At 72.6% G+C, this 23,150-nt stretch carries 22 protein-coding genes and 1 pseudogene; 18 read left to right on the top strand and 5 right to left on the bottom strand.

Annotated features, from left to right (window positions below; genetic code table 11):
- Nucleotides 1-33: 33 nt before the first annotated feature.
- Nucleotides 34-492 (bottom strand): CAP domain-containing protein, encoded by a 459-nt coding sequence (locus ACIA6T_RS09715; protein WP_399446012.1) that lies wholly within the window; start codon nucleotides 490-492, stop codon nucleotides 34-36.
- A gap of 245 nt (nucleotides 493-737) precedes the next feature.
- Nucleotides 738-1,280 (bottom strand): annotated as a pseudogene (locus ACIA6T_RS09710) (carboxylesterase family protein); the annotation flags it as partial.
- Nucleotides 1,281-1,555: 275 nt separating this feature from the next.
- On the opposite strand from ACIA6T_RS09710, the gene ACIA6T_RS09705 reads away from it, so the two are divergent.
- The 4 genes from ACIA6T_RS09705 to ACIA6T_RS09690 all read left to right on the top strand — a co-directional run bounded on the left by ACIA6T_RS09705 (nucleotide 1,556) and on the right by ACIA6T_RS09690 (nucleotide 6,122).
- Nucleotides 1,556-2,617 (top strand): LacI family DNA-binding transcriptional regulator, encoded by a 1,062-nt coding sequence (locus ACIA6T_RS09705; protein ID WP_399446011.1) that lies wholly within the window; start codon nucleotides 1,556-1,558, stop codon nucleotides 2,615-2,617.
- A 402-nt stretch (nucleotides 2,618-3,019) separates the two neighbouring features.
- On the top strand, nucleotides 3,020-4,246 hold the full coding sequence (locus ACIA6T_RS09700; RefSeq protein WP_399446010.1) for an MFS transporter: 1,227 nt from the start codon (nucleotides 3,020-3,022) through the stop codon (nucleotides 4,244-4,246).
- A 340-nt stretch (nucleotides 4,247-4,586) separates the two neighbouring features.
- Nucleotides 4,587-5,201, top strand: coding sequence for a hypothetical protein (locus ACIA6T_RS09695; protein WP_399446009.1), 615 nt, complete (start codon nucleotides 4,587-4,589; stop codon nucleotides 5,199-5,201).
- A 15-nt stretch (nucleotides 5,202-5,216) separates the two neighbouring features.
- Nucleotides 5,217-6,122, top strand: a complete 906-nt coding sequence (locus tag ACIA6T_RS09690; protein ID WP_399446008.1) for a transporter substrate-binding domain-containing protein — start codon at nucleotides 5,217-5,219, stop codon at nucleotides 6,120-6,122.
- Here ACIA6T_RS09690 and ACIA6T_RS09685 read toward each other — a convergent pair whose 3' ends face one another.
- Nucleotides 6,123-6,788 (bottom strand): ThuA domain-containing protein, encoded by a 666-nt coding sequence (locus tag ACIA6T_RS09685; protein ID WP_399446007.1) that lies wholly within the window; start codon nucleotides 6,786-6,788, stop codon nucleotides 6,123-6,125. It lies immediately after the preceding gene.
- A gap of 72 nt (nucleotides 6,789-6,860) precedes the next feature.
- Here ACIA6T_RS09685 and ACIA6T_RS09680 point away from each other — a divergent pair, with 72 nt between their 5' ends.
- The gene (locus tag ACIA6T_RS09680) at nucleotides 6,861-7,976 is read left to right on the top strand and encodes an NADAR family protein (protein WP_399446006.1); all 1,116 of its coding nucleotides are present in this window, start codon (nucleotides 6,861-6,863) and stop codon (nucleotides 7,974-7,976) included.
- A 24-nt stretch (nucleotides 7,977-8,000) separates the two neighbouring features.
- Nucleotides 8,001-8,405 carry a VOC family protein gene (locus ACIA6T_RS09675; protein WP_399446005.1) on the top strand — a complete coding sequence of 135 codons (405 nt, stop codon included), beginning with the start codon at nucleotides 8,001-8,003 and terminating at the stop codon, nucleotides 8,403-8,405.
- On the opposite strand, the gene ACIA6T_RS09670 is transcribed toward ACIA6T_RS09675, so the two are convergent.
- Both ACIA6T_RS09670 and ACIA6T_RS09665 read right to left on the bottom strand, forming a co-directional pair.
- Nucleotides 8,385-9,074, bottom strand: a complete 690-nt coding sequence (locus ACIA6T_RS09670) for a helix-turn-helix domain-containing protein (protein ID WP_399446004.1) — start codon at nucleotides 9,072-9,074, stop codon at nucleotides 8,385-8,387. The two genes, ACIA6T_RS09675 and ACIA6T_RS09670, sit on opposite strands and share 21 nt — an antisense overlap.
- 160 nt (nucleotides 9,075-9,234) lie before the next feature.
- Nucleotides 9,235-10,380 (bottom strand): YihY/virulence factor BrkB family protein, encoded by a 1,146-nt coding sequence (locus tag ACIA6T_RS09665; RefSeq protein ID WP_399446003.1) that lies wholly within the window; start codon nucleotides 10,378-10,380, stop codon nucleotides 9,235-9,237.
- 90 nt (nucleotides 10,381-10,470) lie between these two features.
- Here ACIA6T_RS09665 and ACIA6T_RS09660 point away from each other — a divergent pair, with 90 nt between their 5' ends.
- From ACIA6T_RS09660 to ACIA6T_RS09605, 12 genes are all read left to right on the top strand, one after another.
- Nucleotides 10,471-12,105 carry an acyl-CoA dehydrogenase family protein gene (locus ACIA6T_RS09660; protein WP_399446002.1) on the top strand — a complete coding sequence of 545 codons (1,635 nt, stop codon included), beginning with the start codon at nucleotides 10,471-10,473 and terminating at the stop codon, nucleotides 12,103-12,105.
- 481 nt (nucleotides 12,106-12,586) lie between these two features.
- Entirely contained in the window at nucleotides 12,587-13,861 is a 1,275-nt protein-coding gene (locus ACIA6T_RS09655; protein WP_399446069.1) for a GAF domain-containing protein, read from the top strand.
- A gap of 197 nt (nucleotides 13,862-14,058) precedes the next feature.
- Nucleotides 14,059-15,330 (top strand): hypothetical protein, encoded by a 1,272-nt coding sequence (locus ACIA6T_RS09650; RefSeq protein ID WP_399446001.1) that lies wholly within the window; start codon nucleotides 14,059-14,061, stop codon nucleotides 15,328-15,330.
- 63 nt (nucleotides 15,331-15,393) lie between these two features.
- A complete protein-coding gene (locus ACIA6T_RS09645; RefSeq protein ID WP_399446000.1) occupies nucleotides 15,394-15,966 on the top strand; it encodes a GNAT family N-acetyltransferase in 573 nt (190 codons plus the stop codon).
- 127 nt (nucleotides 15,967-16,093) lie between these two features.
- Nucleotides 16,094-16,177 carry a putative leader peptide gene (locus ACIA6T_RS09640; protein ID WP_311136957.1) on the top strand — a complete coding sequence of 28 codons (84 nt, stop codon included), beginning with the start codon at nucleotides 16,094-16,096 and terminating at the stop codon, nucleotides 16,175-16,177.
- A 181-nt stretch (nucleotides 16,178-16,358) separates the two neighbouring features.
- On the top strand, nucleotides 16,359-18,074 hold the full coding sequence (locus ACIA6T_RS09635; protein ID WP_399445999.1) for a nitrite/sulfite reductase: 1,716 nt from the start codon (nucleotides 16,359-16,361) through the stop codon (nucleotides 18,072-18,074).
- Nucleotides 18,071-18,250: a hypothetical protein gene (locus ACIA6T_RS09630; protein WP_399445998.1), complete on the top strand. Its 180-nt coding sequence runs from the start codon at nucleotides 18,071-18,073 to the stop codon at nucleotides 18,248-18,250. The genes ACIA6T_RS09635 and ACIA6T_RS09630 overlap by 4 nt, the downstream gene beginning before the upstream one ends.
- The gene (locus ACIA6T_RS09625) at nucleotides 18,247-18,957 is read left to right on the top strand and encodes a phosphoadenylyl-sulfate reductase (protein WP_399445997.1); all 711 of its coding nucleotides are present in this window, start codon (nucleotides 18,247-18,249) and stop codon (nucleotides 18,955-18,957) included. Before ACIA6T_RS09630 ends, ACIA6T_RS09625 begins: the two co-directional genes overlap by 4 nt.
- Nucleotide 18,958: 1 nt before the next feature.
- Complete coding sequence (gene cysC, locus ACIA6T_RS09620; RefSeq protein WP_399445996.1) at nucleotides 18,959-19,528, top strand: adenylyl-sulfate kinase; 570 nt, start codon at nucleotides 18,959-18,961, stop codon at nucleotides 19,526-19,528.
- Nucleotides 19,525-20,460: a sulfate adenylyltransferase subunit CysD gene (gene cysD, locus ACIA6T_RS09615; protein WP_399445995.1), complete on the top strand. Its 936-nt coding sequence runs from the start codon at nucleotides 19,525-19,527 to the stop codon at nucleotides 20,458-20,460. Before cysC ends, cysD begins: the two co-directional genes overlap by 4 nt.
- Before the next feature lie 2 nt (nucleotides 20,461-20,462).
- The gene (locus tag ACIA6T_RS09610; protein WP_399445994.1) at nucleotides 20,463-21,797 is read left to right on the top strand and encodes a sulfate adenylyltransferase subunit 1; all 1,335 of its coding nucleotides are present in this window, start codon (nucleotides 20,463-20,465) and stop codon (nucleotides 21,795-21,797) included.
- Between the two features lie 229 nt (nucleotides 21,798-22,026).
- Nucleotides 22,027-23,130, top strand: a complete 1,104-nt coding sequence (locus ACIA6T_RS09605; protein WP_399445993.1) for an aliphatic sulfonate ABC transporter substrate-binding protein — start codon at nucleotides 22,027-22,029, stop codon at nucleotides 23,128-23,130.
- Nucleotides 23,131-23,150 lie beyond the last annotated feature (20 nt).

Genomic DNA, 23,150 nt, shown 5'->3' with positions numbered 1-23,150 from the left:
CGGTTCCCTTCCACGGCGCCGTGCGGCGGTCCCCTACCTCGTGCCCATGTCCAGCGTCCAGTAGTGGCCCCAGGGGCCGCCCTCGTGGTGGCCCAGGCCGGCCTCCTGGGTTTCGGAGCGGAGGATGGCGTTGCGGTGTCCCCAGCCGAAGCGTTCGTCGTCCTGCATCCAGAAGCGCAGCGCCTCCTCCGCGGTGGTGAAGCCCACGGCCACGTTCTCCGCCCGCCAAGTGCGGTAACCGGCCTGGTCCATGGGCTCTCCGGCCTCCCAGACCAGTTTCCCGCCGGGGCCGCGGTGCATGTTGTCGCCGCTGACGGCCCAGTCCCTCGGCTGGTCCTTCAGGAAGAGGTTGTGGCCGTTCGCCGCGTCCGTCAGCTGCGGCGACTGGTCGAAACCCCTCGCGCACGCGGTCATGGTCGCGCCCGCGGAGTTCCCGTGCGGCGGGTAGTTCTCCGGGTGCTGTCGCGCGTCGTTGATCAAGTCGAAACTCACCTTGGGCTCCTCACTCGCAGGCCTGCCCCGGTGCGACCGAACCGGCCGACCAGGATGAGTCGGCCCTTTCCCCGATTGTCCCGGACGGGCGGCACGTCGGCATCCCGTGGCCCACAGGCTCGACTCGCCCGTCACGAGGACCCGCCCGGCCGCACGCCCGCGTCAGTCGCGGCGGAGTGCGCCGCCGCGGCGCAGGCGGCGTACGACCGAGCGGAGTTCGGGGGGGGGCGTGGCGGGCGCGGGGTCCTCGGGGGCGCGACGAGCGCGCCCGTGCTGATCGCTCCGGCGGACTGGCCGCCGAGGGTGACGCGGTCCGGGTCGCCGCCGAAGGCCCCGATCGACTCGTGGACCCAGTGCAGCGCGGCGAGCTGGTCGCGCAGGCCGGGGTTGGCGGGGGCGTCCGGGAAGAGGCCGTAGCCCTCGACGCCGAGGCGGTAGTTGACCGACACGAACACCACGCCGTCGCGGGCGAAGGTGCTGCCGTCGTAGACGGGGACCGCCGAGGAGCCCCTGGTCAGGGCGCCGCCGTGGAGCCACACGAGGACGGGGAGGCGGGTGCCGGGGGCGGGGTCGGGGGTCCGGACGTTGAGGTTGAGGCAGTCGTCGCCGGGGACGGCCGGGTCGGACAGGTACTGCGCGAAGGCCTCCGAGTACGGGGGTTTCGGGGCCGTCGGTCCGAAGGCGGCGGCCTCGCGCACGCCGTCCCAGGGTTCGGGCGGAGTGGGCGGGCGGAAGCGGCGGGGGCCGAAGGGGGGTGCCGCGTAGGGGATGCCCCGGAAGACGGCCACGCCCTGCTCCCAGCGGCCGCGGACGGCCCCGTACGGGGTTCTTGGTCACGGGGTTCGCCCGGTCTGCCGTCATGTGCCCACCAGCCCTTCGTCGCGCCGCGCCACGTCGCGCACCCGCCGGACCCGCCGGACCCGCCGGACCCGCCGGACCCGCCGGTGACACGAGAGCGCCGCGACGTCCCTCGGTATTCCTGGGTACGCGTGAGAGTTCTTCCCGCCCCGGGGTGCCGGACCTACAGTAGGAAGCGCTTTCTATTCGGAGGAGTGGGTGCTCGATGGTCCGTGCGGGGAGTGCCGGCGTGACGGCCGGGCCGACGCTGGCGGTGGTGGCCCGTGAGGCGGGGGTGTCCGTGCCGACCGCGTCCAAGGTGGTCAACGGCCGCGAGGACGTGGCTCCCGAGACCCGCCGCCGCGTCACCGAGGCACTGGACCGGCTCGGGTACATCAGGAGACCCCGGTTCGACGGCGGGAGGGCGCCGCGCCTGGTGGACCTCGTGGTGCACTCGCTGGAGACCTCCGGATCGGGCGCGGTGCTGCACGGCGCGGAGGAGGCGGCGGACGACGCGGGTCTCGAGCTCGTCGTCTCGGCGGCCCTGACGCGCAGCCGTGCGGAGCGGCCGGAGCGGGGGTGGCTGGACAAACTCGTCCTGCGGGGTTCGTCGGGGGTGCTGTTCCACCTGGCCGAGCTGAGCGAGCCGCAGTACGCGTGGCTCAAGCAGCACCGCATCCCGTTCGTGATGATCGACCCGGTGCTCGAACCGCCGGCGGGCGTGGCCTCGGTGGGCGCGGCGAACTGGCGGGGCGGGGTGACGGCGACCGAGCACCTGCTGGCCCTGGGGCACGAGCGCATCGCGGTCGTCGCCGGTCACCGGCACACGCTGTGCGCCGACGCGCGGATCGCCGGTTACCGCTCGGCCCTCGCCGCGGCGGGTGTGCGGCACCGCCCCGAGTACGTCCGGCACACCGGTTCCGACGAGGGCGCGGCCGGCCGCCGCGTGCGCGAACTCCTCGATCTGCCCGAGCCGCCCACGGCCGTCTTCGTCTGCTCGGACCGGATGGCGCTGGATGTCTACGAGGCCCTGGCCGAGCGGGGTCTGCGCGTACCGGACGACATGAGCGTGGTCGGCTACGACGACCTGCCCGAGGCCCGCTGGCTCACCCCGGCCCTGACCACGGTCCGCCAGCCCCTGTCCGAGATGGCGGCGACGGCCCTGCGGCTGCTGCTGCGCATGATGGACGGCCACCGCCCGGAGAGCACCCGCACGGAACTCTCGACCCGCCTGGTGGAACGCGCCAGCACGGCGCCTCCCGGACCCCGTCCGGGCGACCACGGCTGACGGACGGCACCCCGCCCCGGCACGGGCACGCCCCGGCGTCCGGCCGACGGCGGAACCCGCCCCGGGAGGCAGCCGGGCGACCACGGCTGACGGACAGCACCCCGCCCCGGCACGGGCACGCCCCGGCGTCCGGCCGCCTCCCGTCCCGCCGCCTCCCGGGAGGCGGCGGGACGGGACCTGAGGGGGCGACCCGCCCGGTACGGCGTGACACAGCTCACGGCGATCCGCGGCTCGATCTTGGAATGCGCGGCTCGCCGTTCTTGCTCCACTCCTTATGGGCTTCCCCTGTCCCGGGGTGCGCGGGGCAACGGCGCTCAGCGCGACCGGCCACGGGAGCCGGGCGACCTCGGTCCTCCCCCTCCCTCGATCCGGCCCGCTGTCTTCGAAAGGTTTCCCCGCACCATGCCACTGGCTCTGCTGGCCCTGGCCGTCGTCGCGTTCGGCCTCGGCACGACCGAGTTCGCCACGATGGGGCTGCTGCCCCAGATCGCCGACGGGGTCGGCGTCTCCGTGCCGGACGCCGGCAACCTCGTCTCGGCCTACGCCCTCGGTGTCGTCGTCGGCGCCCCCGTGCTGACGGGCATCGGCGCGCGCGTGCCCCACAAGCGGCTGCTCCTGCTCCTGTCCGGGCTGTTCGTGATCGGCAACGTCGCGTCCGCGCTCGCCCCCACCTACGGCCTGCTCTTCGGCGCGCGTTTCCTGACGGGGCTGCCGCACGGGGCGCTGTTCGGCGTGGGCGCCGTCGTGGCCTCCCGGCTGGTCGCCCCCGAGCGGGCCGCACGCGCCGTCTCGAAGATGTTCCTCGGACTCACCGTCGCGAACATCGTCGGCGTCCCGGCCGGCACGGCCCTGGGCCAGCAGTTGGGCTGGCGGTCGGCCTTCCTCGCGATCGCCGTCATCGGCCTCGCCGCCCTCGCCGCGCTGGCCCTCTTCGTCCCCCACCAGCCCCGCGGCGGGCAGACCGGCATCCGGCACGAGCTGCGGGCGATGGGCAACCGGCAGGTCGCGATCGGCCTGGCCGTCGCCGTGGTGGGATTCGGCGGCTTCTTCGCCGTCTACAGCTACCTGGTGCCCATCCTGACGAACGTGACGGGCATCTCCGAGTCCTCGACCACCCTGGTCCTCGCGCTCTACGGCGTCGGCATGACGCTCGGCACGCTGGTCGCGGGCCCGCTCACGGACCGTGCCCTGCGCCCGACGCTGTACGCGGGGCTCGCCCTGCTCGCCGCGGCGCTGGTGGCGTTCTCCTTCACCGTCCACAGCACCTGGCCCGCCCTGGTGACGATCACCTTCATCGGCGCGCTGGGCTCCCTCATCACCACGCCCGTCCAGATGCTGCTCATGGCCAAGGCGAAGGACGCCCCGACGATGGCGGCGGCCTCCAACCACTCCGCCTTCAACCTGGCCAACGCGGGCGGCGCCTGGCTCGGCGGGCTGGCCCTCTCGGCGGGCTGGGGCTGGACCTCCCCCGCCCTGGTCGGCGCCGCCCTCGCCGTGGCCGGCCTCGGCCTCGCCCTCACGGGCGGCCTCCTCAACCGGGACGGCCGCCGCTCCGAGGTGATCACCTCGTCCGGCACCGGGGCCCCGGCGGAGGCCGGTCAGGTCACGGCGGCCCACCGCCCGGACTGACCCGCACGAGGGACGGCCACCGCCCGGAACCGTCGACCCGGCCGGTGGAACACGCCGGCACGGCGCGGCCCCGGAGCCCGTCCGACGGCTCCGGGGCCGCGCCCTAGCAGACCGGAACACGCCCGCGGGCCGCTTCACGCCGAGGTCAACCGCCCGGGTGACATCTTGCCTCGGGTCGCTCACCCACGCCCCTAAGCTGCGCGCGTGAGCAACGACGTGACGAGCGCGACACCGAGCGCGTCGGCAGGTACGGACCCCCCCGGGTGAGGACGGCACCCCGCCCCTCCCGTGGCTCCGGCGTGCGGCGCTGCGGGTCCGCGACGCCGCTGCGGGCGCGTGGGTGATCACCCTGTTCCTCCTGGCCGATCTCGTGACCGTTCTCGGGGCGGGCGCCGTCTGGCTGGCGCTCGGCGGGGACGCCGTGGTGGTCGGCGCGACGGCGGCGGCGCTGCTGGCGTTCGCCGCCGCCATGCTGCCGCTGATCGCGCGCCGCGGCCCGGACGGGCAGCCCCCGTTGTGGCCGCCGTTCGTCCTGGTGGTGATCCCGCTGGCCGTACTGGCCGTGGGACTGCCGTCCTGGGGCACCTGGGCGGTCCTGGAGAGCCGCCCCGTGGACGTGAGTCACGACATCGATCTCGACGTCGCCGCTCCCCTGGTGAACGGCGACACCGTCACCGGCTCCCTGCACACCGACGACCCGAAGCCGCGGCTCACCCTCACCTTCGACGTGGCCCCGCACGACCCCGCCGCCCCGGTGTGCGTGCCCGGCACCGAGCTGACCGTGACCTCCAGGACGGGCGCCGGCAAGGACCAGGTGCGGACGGGAGCCCCCGGCACGGAGTTCGTCTTCGCCCTGGGACGAGGGGCGGGCGACGTCGAGCTCTCCGTCCTGCTCCACGCGGAGCAGGGCTGCGAGGTGGACCTGTCCGTCACCTCCGCGTACCTGGACGACTAGGAGAGAAGCAGCCCAGTGACAGCCCCGACGCACGCTCCGCGCCGCCCTCACTCCCTCCGGTCCCCCGGCCGCCGGCACGCACGGGTCACGGTCGCCGCCGCCCTGCTGTTCACCGTCGCGGCCTGCGGATGGACCGCGGACGGGGCGGACCAGGAGTCCTCCCTCACCGGCACCGTCTACATCGGCGGCAAGACCGACCAGCCGGGGTTCAACCTCCACAGGGAACACACCGACCGCGGCTTCGAGCCGGACCTGGCCGCCTACCTCGGCAAGCGGATCGGTTTCACCCCGAGGTGGCACGACGTGGTGTCCGCCAAGCGGGAGCAGGAGCTCGTCGAGAAGTCGTCGGCACTGGTCATCGGCACCTATTCGATCACCCCCCAGCGGGACGACGAGGTCGACTTCGTGGGGCCCTACTTCGTCACCAAGCAGGCGTTCCTGGTCCGCGAGGACTACGACGGCATCAAGACCGAGAAGGACGTCGCGGACAAGGTGATCTGCACGGTCGAGGGCTCGACGGCGGCCATCGCCGCGCTGCCCGACGGCACGACACCGCACACGGAGAGCGACTACTCGACCTGCGTGCACAAGCTCCAGCGGGGCCACGTCGACGCCGTGTTCACCGACGAGGCGCTGCTCTACGGATACGTGGAGGAGCAGAAGAAGAGCCCCACGCCCCTCAAGGTCGTGCCCGACGTCTCGTTCGGCAACATCAACAGGTACGGCATCGCGCTGCCGGAGGGCCGCAGGGGCGACTGCGAGAAGCTGCGCGACGCCCTGCGCGACTACCTCACCGACGCGTGGGCGAGCGATGTGAAGGCCCAACTGCCCGCACTGGTCGCCGCCTACCCCGGGGACTGGGAGAACCACTTCCGTCCCGACCCCCAGGACCTGAACACGTACTCCTCCTGCAAGGAATGATCAGCGGGCGGCCGCCCAGGTGACGCCGCCGAGCAGATGGGCGCGGAAGTCCGGGTCGTCGTAGGCCTCGGCGGCGTGGCCGAGGGCGGTGTAGAAGACCCGGCCCGCGCCCTGTTCGCGGCACCAGGCCAGCGGGTGGTCGTCGCCCATGCCGCCGCCGTCGTACGACGACTCGTCGGCGGAGAGCAGGACCCGCACGCCCGCGGCACGCGGGTCGGTACGGAAGTCGTACCACTCGTCCGTGAACTCCCAGACGGCGGGCAGGTGCCGGGTCGCCGGGTGGTCGTGGTCCTCGGTCAGGGCGCGGCCCGGCTGGAAGGCGGGGTGCCTGTCGAAGCGGGCGCCGAGGAGCTCGCCGTAGTACGGCCAGTCGTACTCCGTACAGGCGGCGGCGTGCACGCCCACGAACCCCCCGCCCGCCTCGACGTACACCGCGAGTCGTCGCCGCCCGGCCGGGGTGAGCACCTCGCCGCTGGTGGAGAGGAAGACGACGGCGGCGTACCGGTCGAGCGGTTCCTCGAAGGCGGCCGGGTCCTCGGTGGCGTCGACGGTGAAGTCGCCGAGGGTGCGCAGGGCGGCGACGCCGGCGGGGATGGAGTCGTGCCGGTAGTCGGTGGTGCGGGTGTACACGAGGAGCGCGGGGCGTGCGGGCGTGGGCGTGGGCATGGGCGGGAGCCTATGCGGCGGGCGCCGGAAACCCGATGTCGGGCAGGCGTCACGGTCCCCCAGAATGTGCGGATGATCGGCAACCGGATCACCTACCGCATGGCGGACGGCGTACGCGTCCCCGGAACCTGGCGGCACGCCTTCATCCGTAACTTCGACTACCACCTGACCGACCTGTTCATCTACGCGGACGGGCTCGTCGACTGCTGGGGACTGGTCACCCTGGAGGAGTTCGAGGGGAAGCTGCGCAGCGGCCGGGTCGCGACCGAACTCCCCGAGGGCGCCGAGGCGTCCGCCTTCGACCTGGCCCGGTGGAAGTTCGCCGAGCCGCAGACCTGGCTCACTCCCGAGCTCCTGGTCGCCGAGATACGGGACACGATCGACCAGCTCAACAGGCGCCCGGACTCGACGGCACGCTGTCTGGCGGCGGTCGACGTGTTCCTGGCCGACCGCACCGAGGAGAAGCGGGACGCGGCACGCGACGCGTACTTCGCCATACCCGAGACGCGGCGGCACTACGCGCTGGGCGACATGGACCACAAGGACCGGCCGTTGCAGATCCTGGTGGCCGGTCCCGGCGGGACCACCGACCGCCGGCCCGACGAGGAGGTCACGCAGGAGGATTACGACTGGGCGCTCTCCTACTTCGAGGAGCGGGCCGAGTGGATGGCGAAGGCGCGTTCGCGCGTTCCGGCCGACGGTCCCGCGACCGCCGTCGCCCCCGCGGTCCACCTGTACGAGAGCCATCCGCTCAAGCCGTCCGACGACCCGGGCACGAAGGCGCTGCGCAACGAGTACCCGGCGCCCGTCGAGGTCGACGGCGTCACCTACCCCACCGTCACCCACGCCTACTGGGCCCTCTCCGTCGCCGACCCCGCCCTGCGGAAGGCGGTCGCCGCCGCGGACAGCACGTTCAGCGCCCGGAACCTGGCCGCCGACGCCGAGCGGAGCGAGGGCTGGGAGCGGCGGCGGACCGCCGTCATGACGGCACTGCTGCGCGCCAAGTTCACCCGGCATCCGGAACTGGCCCGCGTCCTCCTCGGCACCGAGGACGCGACGATCGTCTACGGCGACTCCGACTCCGCGTTCTGGGGCGACGCCAACGGCAAGGGCCGCAACTGGACCGGCCGCCTCCTCGAACTGGTCCGGTCCGAACTCGCGTGTCCGATTCCTTCAAGACCGTCGTAGGGGCGCGGCCCTACGGTGGGCCGCATGAGTGCACGATTCGATGCCATCGGAATGGTCGTCTCGGACATGGCCGCCTCCGTCGCCTTCTACCGGCGTCTCGGGTTCGCCTTCCCGGAGGGGGCCGAGGCGCAGGGACACGTGGAGGCCGGGCTGCCGGGAGGGCTGCGGTTGCTGCTGGACACGGAGGAGGTGGTCCGGTCCTTCCACACGGAGTGGGAGCCGCCGTCGGGCGGGGGCAGGACCTCCCTGGCGCTGCGGTGCGACAGTCCCGCGGAGGTCGACACGATTTTCGCGGAGACGGTCGACGCCGGGAGCGGTTTCGAGCTCAAGCCGTGGGACGCCGTGTGGGGGCAGCGGTACGCCGTCCTCCTCGACCCGGACGGGAACGGGGTGGACCTGTTCGCGCCGCTAGCCGTGAACGGTCAGTAGCCCGCCCAGCGGCAGGCCCGTCAGGTCCCGTATCTCGCGGGAGAGGTGGGCCTGGTCCGCGTAACCGGTCCGGGTGGCCGTCTCCGCGAAGGGGACGCCCGTCCGGGCCAGAGCGAGGGCACGGCGCATCCGGAGGATGCGGGCCAGGGTCTTCGGTCCGTAGCCGAACGCGGCCAGCGAGCGGCGGTGCAACTGGCGGGCGCCCACGCCCAGTTCGTCGGCGGTGGTGGCCACCGGGCGGCCCGCGTCGAGGGCGGTGACCAGGCGGCCGAGCAGGGGGTCGGGCGGGGGCGTCCGTGCCGCCCGGCACAGGGCCAGGTCCTCCAGGGCGTGCGCCGGATCGTCCGCCGCGTTCACGCGGGCGGTCATGCGGCGTACGTCGGCCGCCGGCCACAGGTCGGACAGGGCGACGCGCAGATCGCGCAGCTCGTGGGCGGGCACACCGAGCAGGGCGGGCGCGGTGCCCGGCCGGAAGCGGACGCCCGCCCACGCGCTCGGCCGGCCTCCGGTGAGGTGGGCGTGGGTGTCGGGGCCGGCGACCAGCAGGCGGCCCTCGTTCCAGAGCAGGTCCATGCAGCCGTCTGGGAGCACCCGGCCCTCCCCGCTCGTGGACGGGGTGATGGTCCACACGACCGCGCCCGTCAGCCGTGACGCCCGCTCCCTGTACACGCCCCCAGGCTACGCCGCCCCCGCCGCCCCTTCCCGTCCCGAAACTGGGGCTCCGCCCCGGACCCCGCTCCTCAAACGCCGGAGGGGCTAGATTTCAGCCCCTCCGGCGTTTGAGGAGCGGAGGTCCGGGGGCAGCGCCCCCGGGGGCGAGCAAGACGGCTTACTTCTCCTCGTGCCCCGGCCCCGGGCCCTCCCCGTTCCTCGGGTGGGTGGACTTCACATGGGTGCGCAGACGCGCCGTGACGTCCTCCGGAGGAAGGAAGCGGGACCAGCGTTCGGGGAACTCGGAGGGCATGTCGGGGTCCGCCTCCCCGGCCGCGGTGGTGCGGGCGACGTACTCGGCGACCTGCGCCTGCCGCAGCCGCTCGTTCGCCTCGCGGGCCGCGGCCGTCGCGGCGGCCGGCCAGACCCGGTCGATGGCCGCGTTGACCGCGGCGCCGACGAGCACGGCGAACGCGGACACACCGATCCACAGCAGTACGGCGACGGGGGCGGCGAGGGAACCGTAGATGGTGGGCCCCTCGACGGTGTTCGTCAGGTAGAGCCGCAGCAGGAAGCTGCCGAGCACCCACATGGCGAGGGCGACCAGCGCGCCGGGCACGTCCTCGATCCACGGGGAGCGCACGGGCACGGAGACGTGGTACAGCGTGGTCAGGAAGGCGACGGACAGCAGGATGACGACCGGCCAGTAGAGGATCTGGACGAGCGTCGTCGACCAGGGCACCACCCGGACGACGGCGTCCGGTCCCGCCACCATCAGCGGCAGCGCGACGGAGCCGATCAGCAGGGCCACGATGAACAGCAGGAAGGCCAGCAGCCGGGTCTTCACGATGCCCCGGACCCCGTCGAGGCCGTACATGACGGTGATGGTCTCGATGAAGACGTTCACCGCGCGGGAGCCCGACCACACGGCGATCAGGAAGCCCAGGGAGATCACGTCGGGCCGGCCTCCCTTGGTGACGTCCCGCAGGATCGGCTCCGCGACCTCCGTCACGCCCCTGTCGGACAGCACCGTGTGGGAGGCGTCCAGGAGGTTGCGCTGCACGCTCTGGATGGTGTCGGCGCCGGTCCAGGCGTCGACGTAGCCGAGGAGGCCGATCAGGCTGAGCAGCAGCGGGGGCACGGACAGCAGCGTGAAGAACGCGGCCTCGGCCGCCAGGCCCAGGATGCGGTACTCCATGCACGAGTTGACGGTGTCCTTCAGCAGCAGCCAGGCGGTCCTGCGCTTGGAGACGTTCCGGTAGAGGGCCCGGGCCCGGTGGAGGCGGCCGGAGGGCGCGTCGGGGGATTCACTTGCTGGCTGCACGACCTAAAGGTATCCGTCGTGGCTGGTCGCACTCACCCGCAGGCCGGATCGGCGGGTGAGTGCGGCGTACCGCGGGGTAGGTTCGTGGGCATGGCAGGCACCACGCACACCGTGACCAATCAGGCTCCCCCGCTGGTGCAGTACGACGTGTTCGGCGCCGACCGGGCGCTGACGGAGGCGGTCGAGCGGCATCTGGCGCCGGAGGTGCTGGACGAGGGCCGCTCCGAGCTGTCGGGGCTGGGGCGGACCGCCGGGTCCGCACAGGTGCAGGAGTGGGGGGTGCTGGCGAACGAGAATCCGCCACGGCTGCGCACCCACGACCGCTACGGGCACCGGATCGACGAGGTCGACTTCCATCCGTCCTGGCACCGGCTGCTCGGCAAGGGCGTCTCGGCGGGGCTGACGGCGGCGTGGGGGCGGCCGGGCGGGCATGTGCGGCGGGCGGCGGCGTTCCTGGTGTGGACGCAGGTCGAGGCCGGCAACGGCTGCCCGCTGTCGATGACCCACGCGGCGGTTCCCGCGCTGCGCACCGATCCGGCGCTGGCGGCGGAGTGGGAGCCGCGGCTGACGTCGACGGTCTACGACCGTGCCCTGCGGCCGCCGGGGCAGAAGCCCGGTGCCCTGTTCGGGATGGGCATGACGGAGAAGCAGGGCGGCAGCGACGTACGGGCGAACACGACGGCGGCGCGCCCGCTGGCCGAGGACGGCACGTACGAGCTGACCGGGCACAAGTGGTTCTGCTCGGCGCCGATGTCGGACGCCTTCCTGGTGCTGGCGCAGGCGCCCGGGGGCCTGACGTGCTTCCTGGTGCCGCGCGTGCTGGAGGACGGCACGCGCAACGCGTTCCTCATCCAGCGGCTGAAGGACAAGCTGGGCAACCGGTCCAACGCGTCCGCCGAGGTCGAGTTCGCCGGGACGTGGGCGCGCCGGATCGGCGAGGAGGGGCGCGGGGTCGCCGCCATCATCGGGATGGTGGCGGCGACCCGGCTGGACTGTGTGCTGGGCTCGGCGGGGCTGATGCGGCAGGCCGTGGCGCAGGCGGTGCACCACTGCGCGTACCGGGAGGCGTTCGGCGGGAAGCTCGTCGACAAGCCGCTGATGCGCAATGTGCTGGCCGATCTGGCGCTGGAGTCGGAGGCGGCCACCACGCTGGCGCTGCGGCTGGCGGCGGCGTACGACGACGGCGGCGAGCGGGAGCGGGCGCTGCTGCGGATCGCGGTGCCGGCGGCGAAGTACTGGGTGACCAAGCGGTGCGCGCCGCTCGCGGTGGAGGCGGCGGAGTGCCTGGGCGGCAACGGGTACGTGGAGGAGTCGGGGATGCCCCGGCTGGTGCGGGAGTCGCCGCTGAACTCCGTCTGGGAGGGCGCGGGGAACGTCCAGGCGCTGGACGTGCTGCGGGCGCTGCGCCGGGAGCCGGCCGCGCTGGACGCCTATCTGCGGGAGGTGGGGCGGGCGCGCGGGGCGGATCACCGGCTGGACGCGGCGATCAAGGACCTGCTGACCGAACTGGCGGACCTGGAGGGCGTCGAGGGGCGGGCGCGGCGGCTGACGGAGCGCCTCGCGCTGGTGCTCCAGGGATCGCTGCTGGTGCGGTACGCGCCGCCGCAGGTGGCGGACGCGTTCTGCGCGGCGCGGCTGGGCGGGGACGGGGGCGCGGCGTTCGGGACGCTGCCGCACACGCTGGATCTGGCGTCGGTGGTGGAACGGGCCCGACCGGTGTCCTGAGGGGCCGCCCCGACCCAGGGGCGCGGGGAACTGCGCGACCGGCCGTCCACAACCCCGCAGCCGCCGACGCACATCGAGCCGCACCCGGTGCCGCGCACACCGGCCCCGCGCAATCCCGGCCAGGGACGCCGACCAAAGGGGCGCGGGGAACTGCGCGACCGGCCACCCACACTCCCGCAGCCGCCGACGCACATCGAGCCGCACCCCGTGCCGCGCACACCGTCAAGCCGCCGCAGGCATGACGCGGGGGTGGTGCCGCGCCGACACGGCACCACCCCCGCCGCACAGGCCCCTTACGAGCCGTGGACGCCGCTCGGGACGGCGTCGCTCGATCTTCAAGCAGTCGGGGGCTCTCCACCAGGGTTGCAAGGGGTTGCAACTTGTTGCTGCCGTGGCCGTACCGGGCGTCCGTGCCGGGGGGCAGACGGCAGTATGAGTCCCGACAGCCTTATCTCCGGGAGGACCGGTGGCGCTCTCGCCGATGGACATGACGCGGCTGGCCGCCGTCGACACGGCGCGTGCGGCGCGGGTGCTCGACGAGGTCCGCTCCGCCACGCTCTCCGGGCAGCGTACGCCCGTGGCTCCCCGCCCGGTGATCGGGCAGTCCTGGGAGCGGATGCTGCGCAGTGGCGTGGACCCGGACCACGACTTCCGCAGCGGGCTGCTGTCCTGGGAGGAGGTGCAGCGGCGGCGGGAGTCGTCGACGCTGCGGCAGGTGCTGCCGGTGCTGCGGGAGGGGCTGCTGTCGGTCGCGGACGTCGCCCGTCACATCATGGTGGTGGCCGACGAGGAGGGCCGGGTGCTGTGGCGGGAGGGCAGCGCGCCGGTGCTGCGCAAGGCCGACGGGCTGGGTTTCGAGATCGGCGCGGACTGGCGCGAGGAGGTCGTCGGCACCAACGGGGTGGGGACGCCGGCGGTGACGCGCCGCCCCGTGCAGGTGTTCGCCGCCGAGCACTTCGTACGGTCGCACGCCACCTGGACGTGTGCCGGGGCGCCGATCACCGATCCCCGCGACGGGCGGCTGATCGGCGTGGTGGATGTGAGCGGGCCGCTGGAGACGATGCACCCGGCCACGCTGGCGTGGGTCGACTCGGTGGCCAAGCTCGCCGAGGCGCGGCTGCGGGAGACGCATCTGCGGTCGCTGGAGCGGCTGCGCGCGGTGGCGGCCCCGGTGCTGGCCCGGATCGACGGGCGTGCGCTGGTCGTGGACCGGCAGGGGTGGACGGCGGCGGTGACGGGGATGCCGTACACGGAGCGGCTGGCGCTGCCCAAGTCGGTGTCGGCGGGCATGCGGTGGCTGTCCGCGCTGGGCCGCTGCTCGCTGGAGCCGCTGGCCGGGGGCTGGCTGGTGCGGGCGGCGGACGAACCGGTGGCGCGTTCCTCGACCCGGATCGTGCTGGACCTGAGGGGGCCGCGCCGCTGGTCGGTGGAGGTGTCCGGCGGGTCGGGCTCGTGGACCCGGGAACTGAGCCCCCGGCACGCCGAGTTGCTGTACCTGCTGGCCGTGCACCGCGCGGGGCGCAGCGCCGCGGACCTCGCCCGGGACGTCTTCGGCGACCCGGGTCGTACGGTGACGGTCCGCGCGGAGATGTCCCGCGTACGCCGCTATCTGGGCCCCCTCCTGGACCACCGCCCCTACCGTTTCACGGAGAGCGCCGAGCTGAGGACCCTCCTCCCGGACGACCCCCGCGACCTGTTCCCCCACTCGACGGCCCCGGCGCTGGGCCGCCGGCGGCGGCCGGGGCGGGAAGCCTGACTTCCGCCCGTCAAGACCGCGCGGGGGCGTACAGGTGTGCCCGGGGCACGCTCGGAAGGTCGCTGTTTCGCATATTTGCAGGGTCTTCGGCTCCCGGACCGTTCGGCTGCCGTAGCATCCGGGTACGGGCCACCCCAACTGCTCCACGGTCAACCCTCGGACCATCGGGCGCAGTTGGCTCGTCTCGGGAGGACGTCATGAAGCATCGCGGCAGACACCGCCGGCGCAGGCAGGGCAGGGCGCTGCGGGCGGCGCTGGCCGGGACCGCCCTCGCGCTGACCGCGGCCGCCACCATGATCAGCGCCTCCCAGGCCACCGACGCCGACGATCCCGGGGCGCTGAAGCCGCTCACCGCGTCCGCCGAGACCGCGCCGCTGCGGCTGGCCGAGCACCACGTGCCGCGCGAGGAGCTGGATCGGCTCTCCGACGGGATGGGCCGGCCGGTCGGTGTCGGCTCCGTGCTCGCCGACCCCGACGGCGCCCTGGGTGACGCGGAGGACTGTACGGACGACGACCGGCGGGCCCTGCCGGTCGAGCCCGCCGCGACCCACGCGTACTGCTGGCCGGACGCCGACACCGACGGCTGGCGGTCCGGCGCGGTCACCACCTCCGGGGACGCGGACGACGACGGCCACTGGGGCGAGCACCGGGTGATCCTCTCCGGGTGGAGCCGCAGCACCGGCACGCCGGCCGAGGACGGTCTCGCCCGCGTCGCCTTCGTGGACGCCGGCGACCCGGACGACCTCCGCTACACCTGGGCCCTGCTGACCGTTCCGGTGGACGGCGGCCGCGACTACCGCGGGCTCGGCTCCGCCGTGTCCGGCATGGTCTGGTACCAGGACAAACTGCTGGTCGCCGCGGGCCCGGCGGACGACAGCGCGCTGTACGTGTACGACCTGGGCCGGATCCAGCGGGCCACCGTGGACGGCACGTCGGTCGGGCGGGTGCCCGGCGGCTGGTCGGCGGCGGGAGCGCGGTACGTGCTGCCGGCCGTCGCCTCCTACCGGACGGGCGCGGCCGACGCGCCCCGGCCGGACGGCATCTCCCTGGACCGCAGCACCGCACCCGACAGCCTGGTCGCCCGCGAGGCGGTGCCCGCGGACGAGGACGGGCCGACCCGGCTGTGGCGGTACGCCTTCAGCACCGAACCGGAACGTGCGGGACTGCTCGACACGGACCCGGTCGGGGTGTACGAGACGGAGCTGACCGATGTGCGCAGCGTGCTGTCGTACCGGTCGGGCTGGTATCTGGGCCGGATGACCGGGACGCCGGACGAGCGCGGCACGCTGTGGCGGCAGGACACGGACGGGGCCCGCCCCGTCCGCTGCGGCGCGGACGAGACCCACCGCTGCTGGAGCGGCCCGGTGGCGTCCCTGTCCTACTGGGAGGAGACCGGCGACGTGTGGTCCCAGTCCGGCCGGATGCTGTTCGCGCTGCCGCTGGCGTCCGTGGACCGGTCCCTGGACTAGGACCTGTCCGCACCCTGATCAGGCGTTCGACAGAAGCTCGTGCCGGATGGTTCCCTTTCGGGCATGACGACCATCTCCGTGACCACCTGGTCCCTGGAGCAGACCGCGCCCACCGATCTCCTTCCGGCCGCCGTGCCCGAGGGGGACGTGCGGGTCGTCCGCTCCGAGGTGCCCTCCCCCGAGTTCAGCCGCTTCCTGTACGCCTCGGTCGGCGGGGACATCCGCTGGACCGACCGGCTGGGCTGGACGTACGCGCGGTGGCTGGAGCACCTGGACCGGCCGGAGGTGGAGACCTGGGTCGCCTACGACCGTGGGACGCCGGCCGGGTACGTGGAGCTGGAGGCCCAGGAGGACGGGGCCGTCGAGATCGTCTACTTCGGGCTGCTGCCCGCCTTCCGGGGGCGGCGCATCGGCGGACACCTGCTGTCCTACGGCACGGCCCGCGCCTGGGACCTGGCGGACCGCCGGCCGGAGCTGAAGCCGACCACGCGGGTGTGGCTGCACACCTGCAGCAAGGACGGCGAGCACGCCATGGACAACTACCGGCGCCGGGGCTTCACCCTGTTCGACACCAAGGTCGAGGACGAGCCGGAGGCGCCGACGCCGGGTCCGTGGGCCGGGGCCTACCCCGCCTGACCAGCACGGACAAGACCGCCTGCGGCGCTTGTGACCAAGCACACCCTTGTCTCTCATTTCGAGACAAGGGTGTCCGCATTTTGGATAAAGCTGGACTGTGTCCAGATCGCCGTGACACGCTTCCGCCATGCCTGGAACTGGAACAGCCTTGGTGAGTCGGCGGCACGTCGACCTCGGCCGCATGTCCAGCGCCATCTGTCCGGCGCGCTGAGAGCACCCAGCACCGCCCGACATCCCTTCTTCGCCTCACTCCCCGCGCAATGACGCGCACTCCCATTCGTGTGCGTATACGCGCAGGTCAGAGCCTCCCTCCCGCCGCCCGACCACCACCCCTCATCGACGGCGCTGCGCGCCGACACCATCCCATCGCTGTCCCGAAGGACGTATCAACCATGGCCGCCACCCCGCAGAACCCTGCCGCCGCGCAGCAGCCTGCCGCCGCGACTCCCCGCCGCAAGGTGAGCCGTCACCGCGGAGAGGGACAGTGGGCCGTGGGTCACTTCACCCCTCTCAACGGCAACGAGCAGGTGAAGAAGGACGACGACGGTCTCAATGTGCGGACACGCATTGAGACGATCTACTCCAAGCGCGGTTTCGACTCGATCGACCCCGGCGACCTGCGCGGCCGGATGCGCTGGTGGGGTCTGTACACCCAGCGCAGGCCCGGGATCGACGGCGGCAAGACCGCGATCCTGGAGCCGGAGGAACTGGACGACGAGTACTTCATGATGCGGGTGCGCATCGACGGCGGTGCGCTCACCACCCGGCAGCTGCGGGTGATCGGCGAGATCTCCCAGGAGTTCGCGCGCGGCACCGCCGACATCACCGACCGGCAGAACGTCCAGTACCACTGGATCCGGGTCGAGGACGTTCCCGAGATCTGGGACCGGCTGGAGGCCGTCGGCCTGTCCACGGTCACCGCCTGCGGCGACACCCCCCGCGTGATGATCGGCTCCCCCGTCGCCGGCATCGCCGAGGACGAGATCATCGACGGCACCCCGGCGCTGGAGGAGATCAAGCGCCGCGTCCTGGGCAACAAGGCGTATTCGAACCTGCCCCGGAAGTTCAAGACGGCCATCTCCGGCTCGCCCGTCCTCGACGTGGTGCACGAGATCAACGACGTCGCGTTCGTCGGCGTCCGCCACCCCGAGCACGGTCCGGGCTTCGACCTGTGGGTCGGCGGCGGGCTGTCCACCAACCCCAAGCTGGGTGTGCGGCTGGGCACCTGGGTGCCGGAGGAGGACGTCCCCGACGTCTACGAGGGCGTCCTGTCGATCTTCCGCGACTACGGCTACCGCCGGCTGCGCAACCGGGCCCGCCTGAAGTTCCTGGTCGCCGACTGGGGTCCGGAGAAGTTCCGTCAGGTGCTGGAGGACGAGTACCTCCACCGCAAGCTGACCGACGGTCCGGCGCCCGAGCAGCCGGCTCAGCAGTGGCGCGACCACATCGGCGTGCACCGCCAGAAGGACGGCCGCTTCTACGTCGGTTTCGCCCCGCGCGTCGGCCGCGTCGACGGCACCACGCTCACGAAGATCGCCGACCTCGCGGAGGCCCACGGCTCCGGCCGGGTCCGTACCACCGTCGAACAGAAGATGATCATCCTTGATGTCGAGGAGGACCGGGTCGACTCCCTCGTCGAGTCCCTGGAAGCACTGGACCTCAGCGCCAGGCCCTCCCCGTTCCGGCGCGGCACGATGGCCTGCACCGGCATCGAGTTCTGCAAGCTCGCCATCGTCGAGACCAAGGCGCGCGGCGCCTCGCTGATCGACGAACTCGAGCGCCGCATCCCCGACTTCGACGAGCCGATCACCATCAACCTCAACGGCTGCCCGAACGCCTGCGCCCGTATCCAGGTGGCGGACATCGGTCTCAAGGGCCAGCTGATGCTCGACGAGCAGGGGCAGCAGGTGGAGGGCTACCAGGTGCACCTCGGCGGCGCCCTCGGCCTGGAGGCCGGCTTCGGCCGCAAGGTCCGTGGTCTGAAGGTGACCGCGGACGAGCTGCCCGACTACATCGAGCGGGTCCTCAACCGCTTCCAGGAGGAGCGCGAGGACGGCGAGCGGTTCGCGGCCTGGGTCGGCCGCGCGTCGGAGGAGGCCCTGTCGTGAGCGAGCGTGCGGCGCCGTTCCACTGCCCCTACTGCGGGGACGAGGACCTGCGCCCGGCCGAAGAGGGCCACGGCGCGTGGGAATGCGGCGCGTGCAACCGAGCCTTTCGGCTGAAGTTCCTCGGGCTGCTCGCCCGGGGACTTGAGCGATCCGACACGGGAGGGGACCGGACATGACCGCTGTTCAGGAAGAGCGCACCACCGAGGACCTGAAGGCGCTGGCCGAGCAGGCGGGCCGGGACCTGGAGGACGCCTCCGCCCCGGAGATCCTCCGGTGGGCCGCCGAGACCTTCGGCAAGCGGTTCTGCGTGACCTCCTCGATGGAGGACGCGGTCGTCGCCCACCTCGCCTCCCGCGCGATGCCCGGAGTGGACGTGGTGTTCCTCGACACCGGCTACCACTTCCCGGAGACCATCGGCACCCGCGACGCGGTGGAGGCCGTGATGGACGTGAACGTCATCACGCTCACCCCGCGGCAGACGGTCGCCGAGCAGGACGCGGAGTACGGCCCGAAGCTGCACGACCGCGACCCCGACCTGTGCTGTGCGCTGCGCAAGGTCCGGCCGCTGGAGGAGGGCCTGAAGGGCTATGTGGCCTGGGCGACCGGCCTGCGCCGCGACGAGTCCCCGACCCGGGCGAACACCCCGGTCGTCGGCTGGGACGAGAAGCGGCGGAAGGTGAAGATCTCCCCCATCGCGAAGTGGTCACAGGAAGATGTGCAAACGTACGTCGACGAGCACGGCGTCCTCACGAATCCGCTGCTGATGGACGGCTACGCCTCCGTGGGCTGCGCGCCCTGCACCCGCCGGGTGCTGGAGGGCGAGGACGCCCGCGCCGGCCGCTGGGCGGGCCGCGCCAAGACCGAGTGCGGGCTGCACGGCTGACATGACGACGACCACCGAGATCCAGGAGAACCACGTGACGACCGGAGCCACCGTCTGGCTCACGGGTCTGCCGAGTGCGGGCAAGACCACCATCGCCCACGAGCTGGCGGGCCGGCTGCGCGAGCAGGGCCGCCGGGTCGAGGTGCTCGACGGCGACGAGATCCGCGAGTTCCTCTCCGCGGGCCTCGGCTTCACCCGCGAGGACCGGCACACCAACGTGCAGCGCATCGGCTTCGTCGCCGAACTGCTCGCCCGCAACGGCGTCATCGCGCTCGTCCCGGTCATCGCGCCGTACGCGGACAGCCGGGACGCGGTCCGCAAGCGGCACGGGGCGAACGGCACGCCGTACGTCGAGGTGCATGTGGCGACCCCGGTCGAGGTGTGCTCCGTACGCGATGTGAAGGGCCTGTACGCCAAGCAGGCCGCGGGTGAACTCACCGGGCTGACCGGTGTGGACGACCCGTACGAGGAGCCCGAGACACCCGATCTGCGGATCGAGTCCCAGAACCAGACCGTGCAGGAGTCCGCGGCGTCGGTGCACGCCGCGCTCAGCGAAAGGGGACTGGCATGACGACCGTCGCCACCGTGAAGGAGGGCACGGACAACCCGTACGCCCTCTCCCACCTGGACGCCCTCGAGTCCGAGGCGGTGCACATCTTCCGCGAGGTGGCGGGTGAGTTCGAGAAGCCGGTGATCCTGTTCTCCGGCGGCAAGGACTCCATCCTCATGCTGCACCTGGCGCTGAAGGCGTTCACCCCGGCGCCGGTCCCGTTCTCGCTGCTGCACGTCGACACCGGGCACAACTTCCCCGAGGTCCTCGACTACCGCGACCGCACGGTCGAGAAGCACGGGCTGCGGCTGCACGTCGCCTCCGTGCAGGACTACATCGACCGCGGGGTGCTCAAGGAGCGCCCGGACGGCACCCGCAACCCGCTGCAGACCGTGCCGCTCACCGAGAAGATCCAGAGCGAGAGGTTCGACGCCGTGTTCGGCGGCGGGCGCCGCGACGAGGAGAAGGCCCGCGCGAAGGAGCGGGTGTTCTCGCTGCGCGACGAGTTCTCCCAGTGGGACCCGCGCCGCCAGCGCCCCGAGCTGTGGAACCTGTACAACGGCCGCCACGCCCCCGGTGAGCACGTCCGCGTGTTCCCGCTGTCCAACTGGACCGAGCTGGACGTGTGGCAGTACATCGCCCGCGAGGGCATCGAACTGCCGGAGATCTACTACGCGCACGAGCGCGAGGTGTTCGCCCGCGACGGCATGTGGCTGACCGCCGGTGAGTGGGGCGGCCCGAAGGACGGCGAGACCGTCGAGAAGCGGCTGGTGCGCTACCGCACGGTGGGCGACATGTCCTGCACCGGCGCGGTGGACTCCGACGCCGACACCATCGAGAAGGTGATCACCGAGATCGCCGCCTCCCGGCTCACCGAGCGCGGTGCCACCCGCGCCGACGACAAGCTCTCCGAGGCCGCGATGGAAGACCGCAAGCGCGAGGGGTACTTCTAAAGATGAGCACCATCACCACCGAGGAGCTCGCGGCCACCACGCTGCTGCGGTTCGCCACCGCCGGCTCCGTCGACGACGGCAAGTCCACCCTGGTGGGCCGGCTGCTGCACGACTCCAAGTCGGTCCTCACCGACCAGCTGGAGGCCGTGGAGCGGGCGTCGGCCAGCCGGGGCCAGGAGGCACCCGACCTCGCGCTGCTCACCGACGGCCTGCGGGCCGAGCGGGAGCAGGGCATCACCATCGACGTGGCCTATCGCTACTTCGCCACGCCCCGGCGCCGGTTCATCCTCGCCGACACCCCGGGCCATGTGCAGTACACGCGGAACATGGTCACCGGCGCCTCCACGGCCGAGCTGACCGTGGTCCTGGTCGACGCCCGCAACGGCGTCGTCGAGCAGACCCGCCGGCACGCCGCCATCGCCGCCCTGCTGCGCGTCCCGCACGTCGTCCTCGCCGTCAACAAGATGGACCTGGTCGACTACCGGGAGTCCGTGTTCGCGGCGATCGCCGAGGAGTTCACGGCGTACGCGACCGAGCTGGGCGTCCCCGAGGTCACCGCGATCCCGATCTCGGCGCTGGTCGGCGACAACGTGGTGGAGCCGTCCGCGCACATGGACTGGTACGGCGGCCCCACCGTGCTGGAGCACCTGGAGACCGTCCCGGTCAGCCACGACCTGGCGCACTGCCACGCCCGGCTGCCCGTGCAGTACGTGATCCGGCCGCAGAGCGCCGAGCATCCCGACTACCGGGGCTACGCGGGCCAGATCGCCGCGGGCACGTTCCGGGTGGGCGACCCGGTGACCGTGCTGCCGTCCGGGCGGACGACCACGGTCACGGGGATCGACCTGCTGGGCGAGCCGGTCGACATCGCCTGGACGCCGCAGTCGGTGACGCTGCTGCTGGCCGACGACATCGACATCTCCCGCGGTGACCTGATCGTGCCCAGCAAGGACGCGCCGGCCACCTCGCAGGACGTCGAGGCCACCGTGTGCCATGTCGCCGACCAGCCGCTGGCCGTCGGCCACCGGGTGCTGCTCAAGCACGGCACCCGCACCGTCAAGGCGATCGTGAAGGACATCCCGTCCCGGCTGACGCTGGACGACCTGTCGCTGCACCCGCACCCCGGCACCCTCAACGCCAACGACATCGGACGGGTGAAGATCCGTACCGCCGAACCGCTGCCCGCCGACTCCTACGCGGACTCGCGGCGCACCGGTTCGTTCATCCTCATCGACCCCAGCGACGGCACCACGCTCACCGCCGGCATGGTCGGTGAGTCCTTCGCCGCACCGGAGCCCGTCAAGGACGAGGCCGAGGACGACGGGTGGGACTTCTGAGCATGAACCCCACCGATTTCTACTCCGAGTTCGCGAAGGAGGGCGGCCGCGTCGGCAGCGGTGCTCTCGGCAGCGGGCAGGGCGGGGTCGACCGATGTGCGCGCTGACGTACGCGCACCGCTCGCGCGCCCTCGCCCCCCACCGCCGTAGACGAAAACCCGCCGACTTCCCGGCCACGGCCTGAGAGACCAGGACCGTGACCGCCGGGCCTCCGAGAGGAACACCTCCCGTGCCTGCCACAACCGCCCTGCGCCGTACCCTCGCGGTCATAGCCGTACTTCCGCTGCTCACCCTGGCCGCCTGCGGCTACGGCTCCCAGGCCGAGGACGACGGCGCCGCGAAGATCGCCGCCGGGGCGAAGAAGACCGACGGTCTCGACTCCGTCAGGATCGGCTACTTCGGCAACCTCACCCACGGCACCGCCCTGGTGGGCAACAAGAAGGGCCTGTTCCAGAAGGAACTGGGCGCCACGGAGGCGAAGTACGCCGTCTTCAACGCGGGGCCCTCGGAGATCGAGGCGCTCAACTCCGGTTCCATCGACATCGGCTTCATCGGCCCGTCCCCCGCCATCAACGGCTACACCAAGTCCGGCGGCAAGAACCTGCGCATCATCGGCGGTTCGGCGTCCGGCGGGGTGAAGCTCGTGGTGAACCCGGACAAGGTGAAGTCCCTGAAGGACGTCGAGGGCAAGCGGATCGCGACCCCGCAGCTCGGCAACACCCAGGACGTGGCGTTCCTCAACTGGGTGGCCGAGCAGGGCTGGAAGGTCGACGCCCAGAGCGGCAAGGGCGACGTCACGGTCGTCCGCAGCGACAACAAGGTCACCCCGGACGCGTTCAGGTCCGGGTCGGTCGACGGCGCCTGGGTGCCGGAGCCGACCGCGTCGAAGCTGGTCGCGCAGGGCGGCAAGGTGCTGCTGGACGAGGCGTCCCTGTGGCCGGACGAGAAGTTCGTGATCACGAACATCATCGTGCGCCAGGAGTTCCTCGAGAAGCACCCGAAGGCCGTCGAGGCGGTGCTGAAGGCGTCCGTCGAGGCCAACAAGTGGATCAACGCCAACCCGGACGAGGCGAAGACCGCCGCCAACGAGCAGCTGGAGGCCGACTCCGGCAAGGCGCTGCCCGCCGAGGTGCTGGACCCGGCGTGGGAGTCGATCGAGTTCATCGACGACCCGCTGGCCGCCACCCTCGACGCGCAGGCGGAGCACGCCGTCAAGGCGGGTCTGCTGGAGCAGCCGGACCTGAACGGCATCTACGACCTCACGCTGCTCAACGAGGTCCTGAAGGCCGTCGGTGAACCGGCCGTCGACGACGCCGGACTCGGCGCCAAGTAAGCCCGGACCACGAAGAGTTC

Source organism: Streptomyces sp. NPDC051740 (genome assembly GCF_044453165.1).
Classification (GTDB): Bacteria; Actinomycetota; Actinomycetes; order Streptomycetales; family Streptomycetaceae; genus Streptomyces; species Streptomyces atrovirens.
The sequence above is the reverse complement of the archived record's forward strand: the minus strand, read 5'-3'. Positions and strand labels throughout refer to the sequence as shown.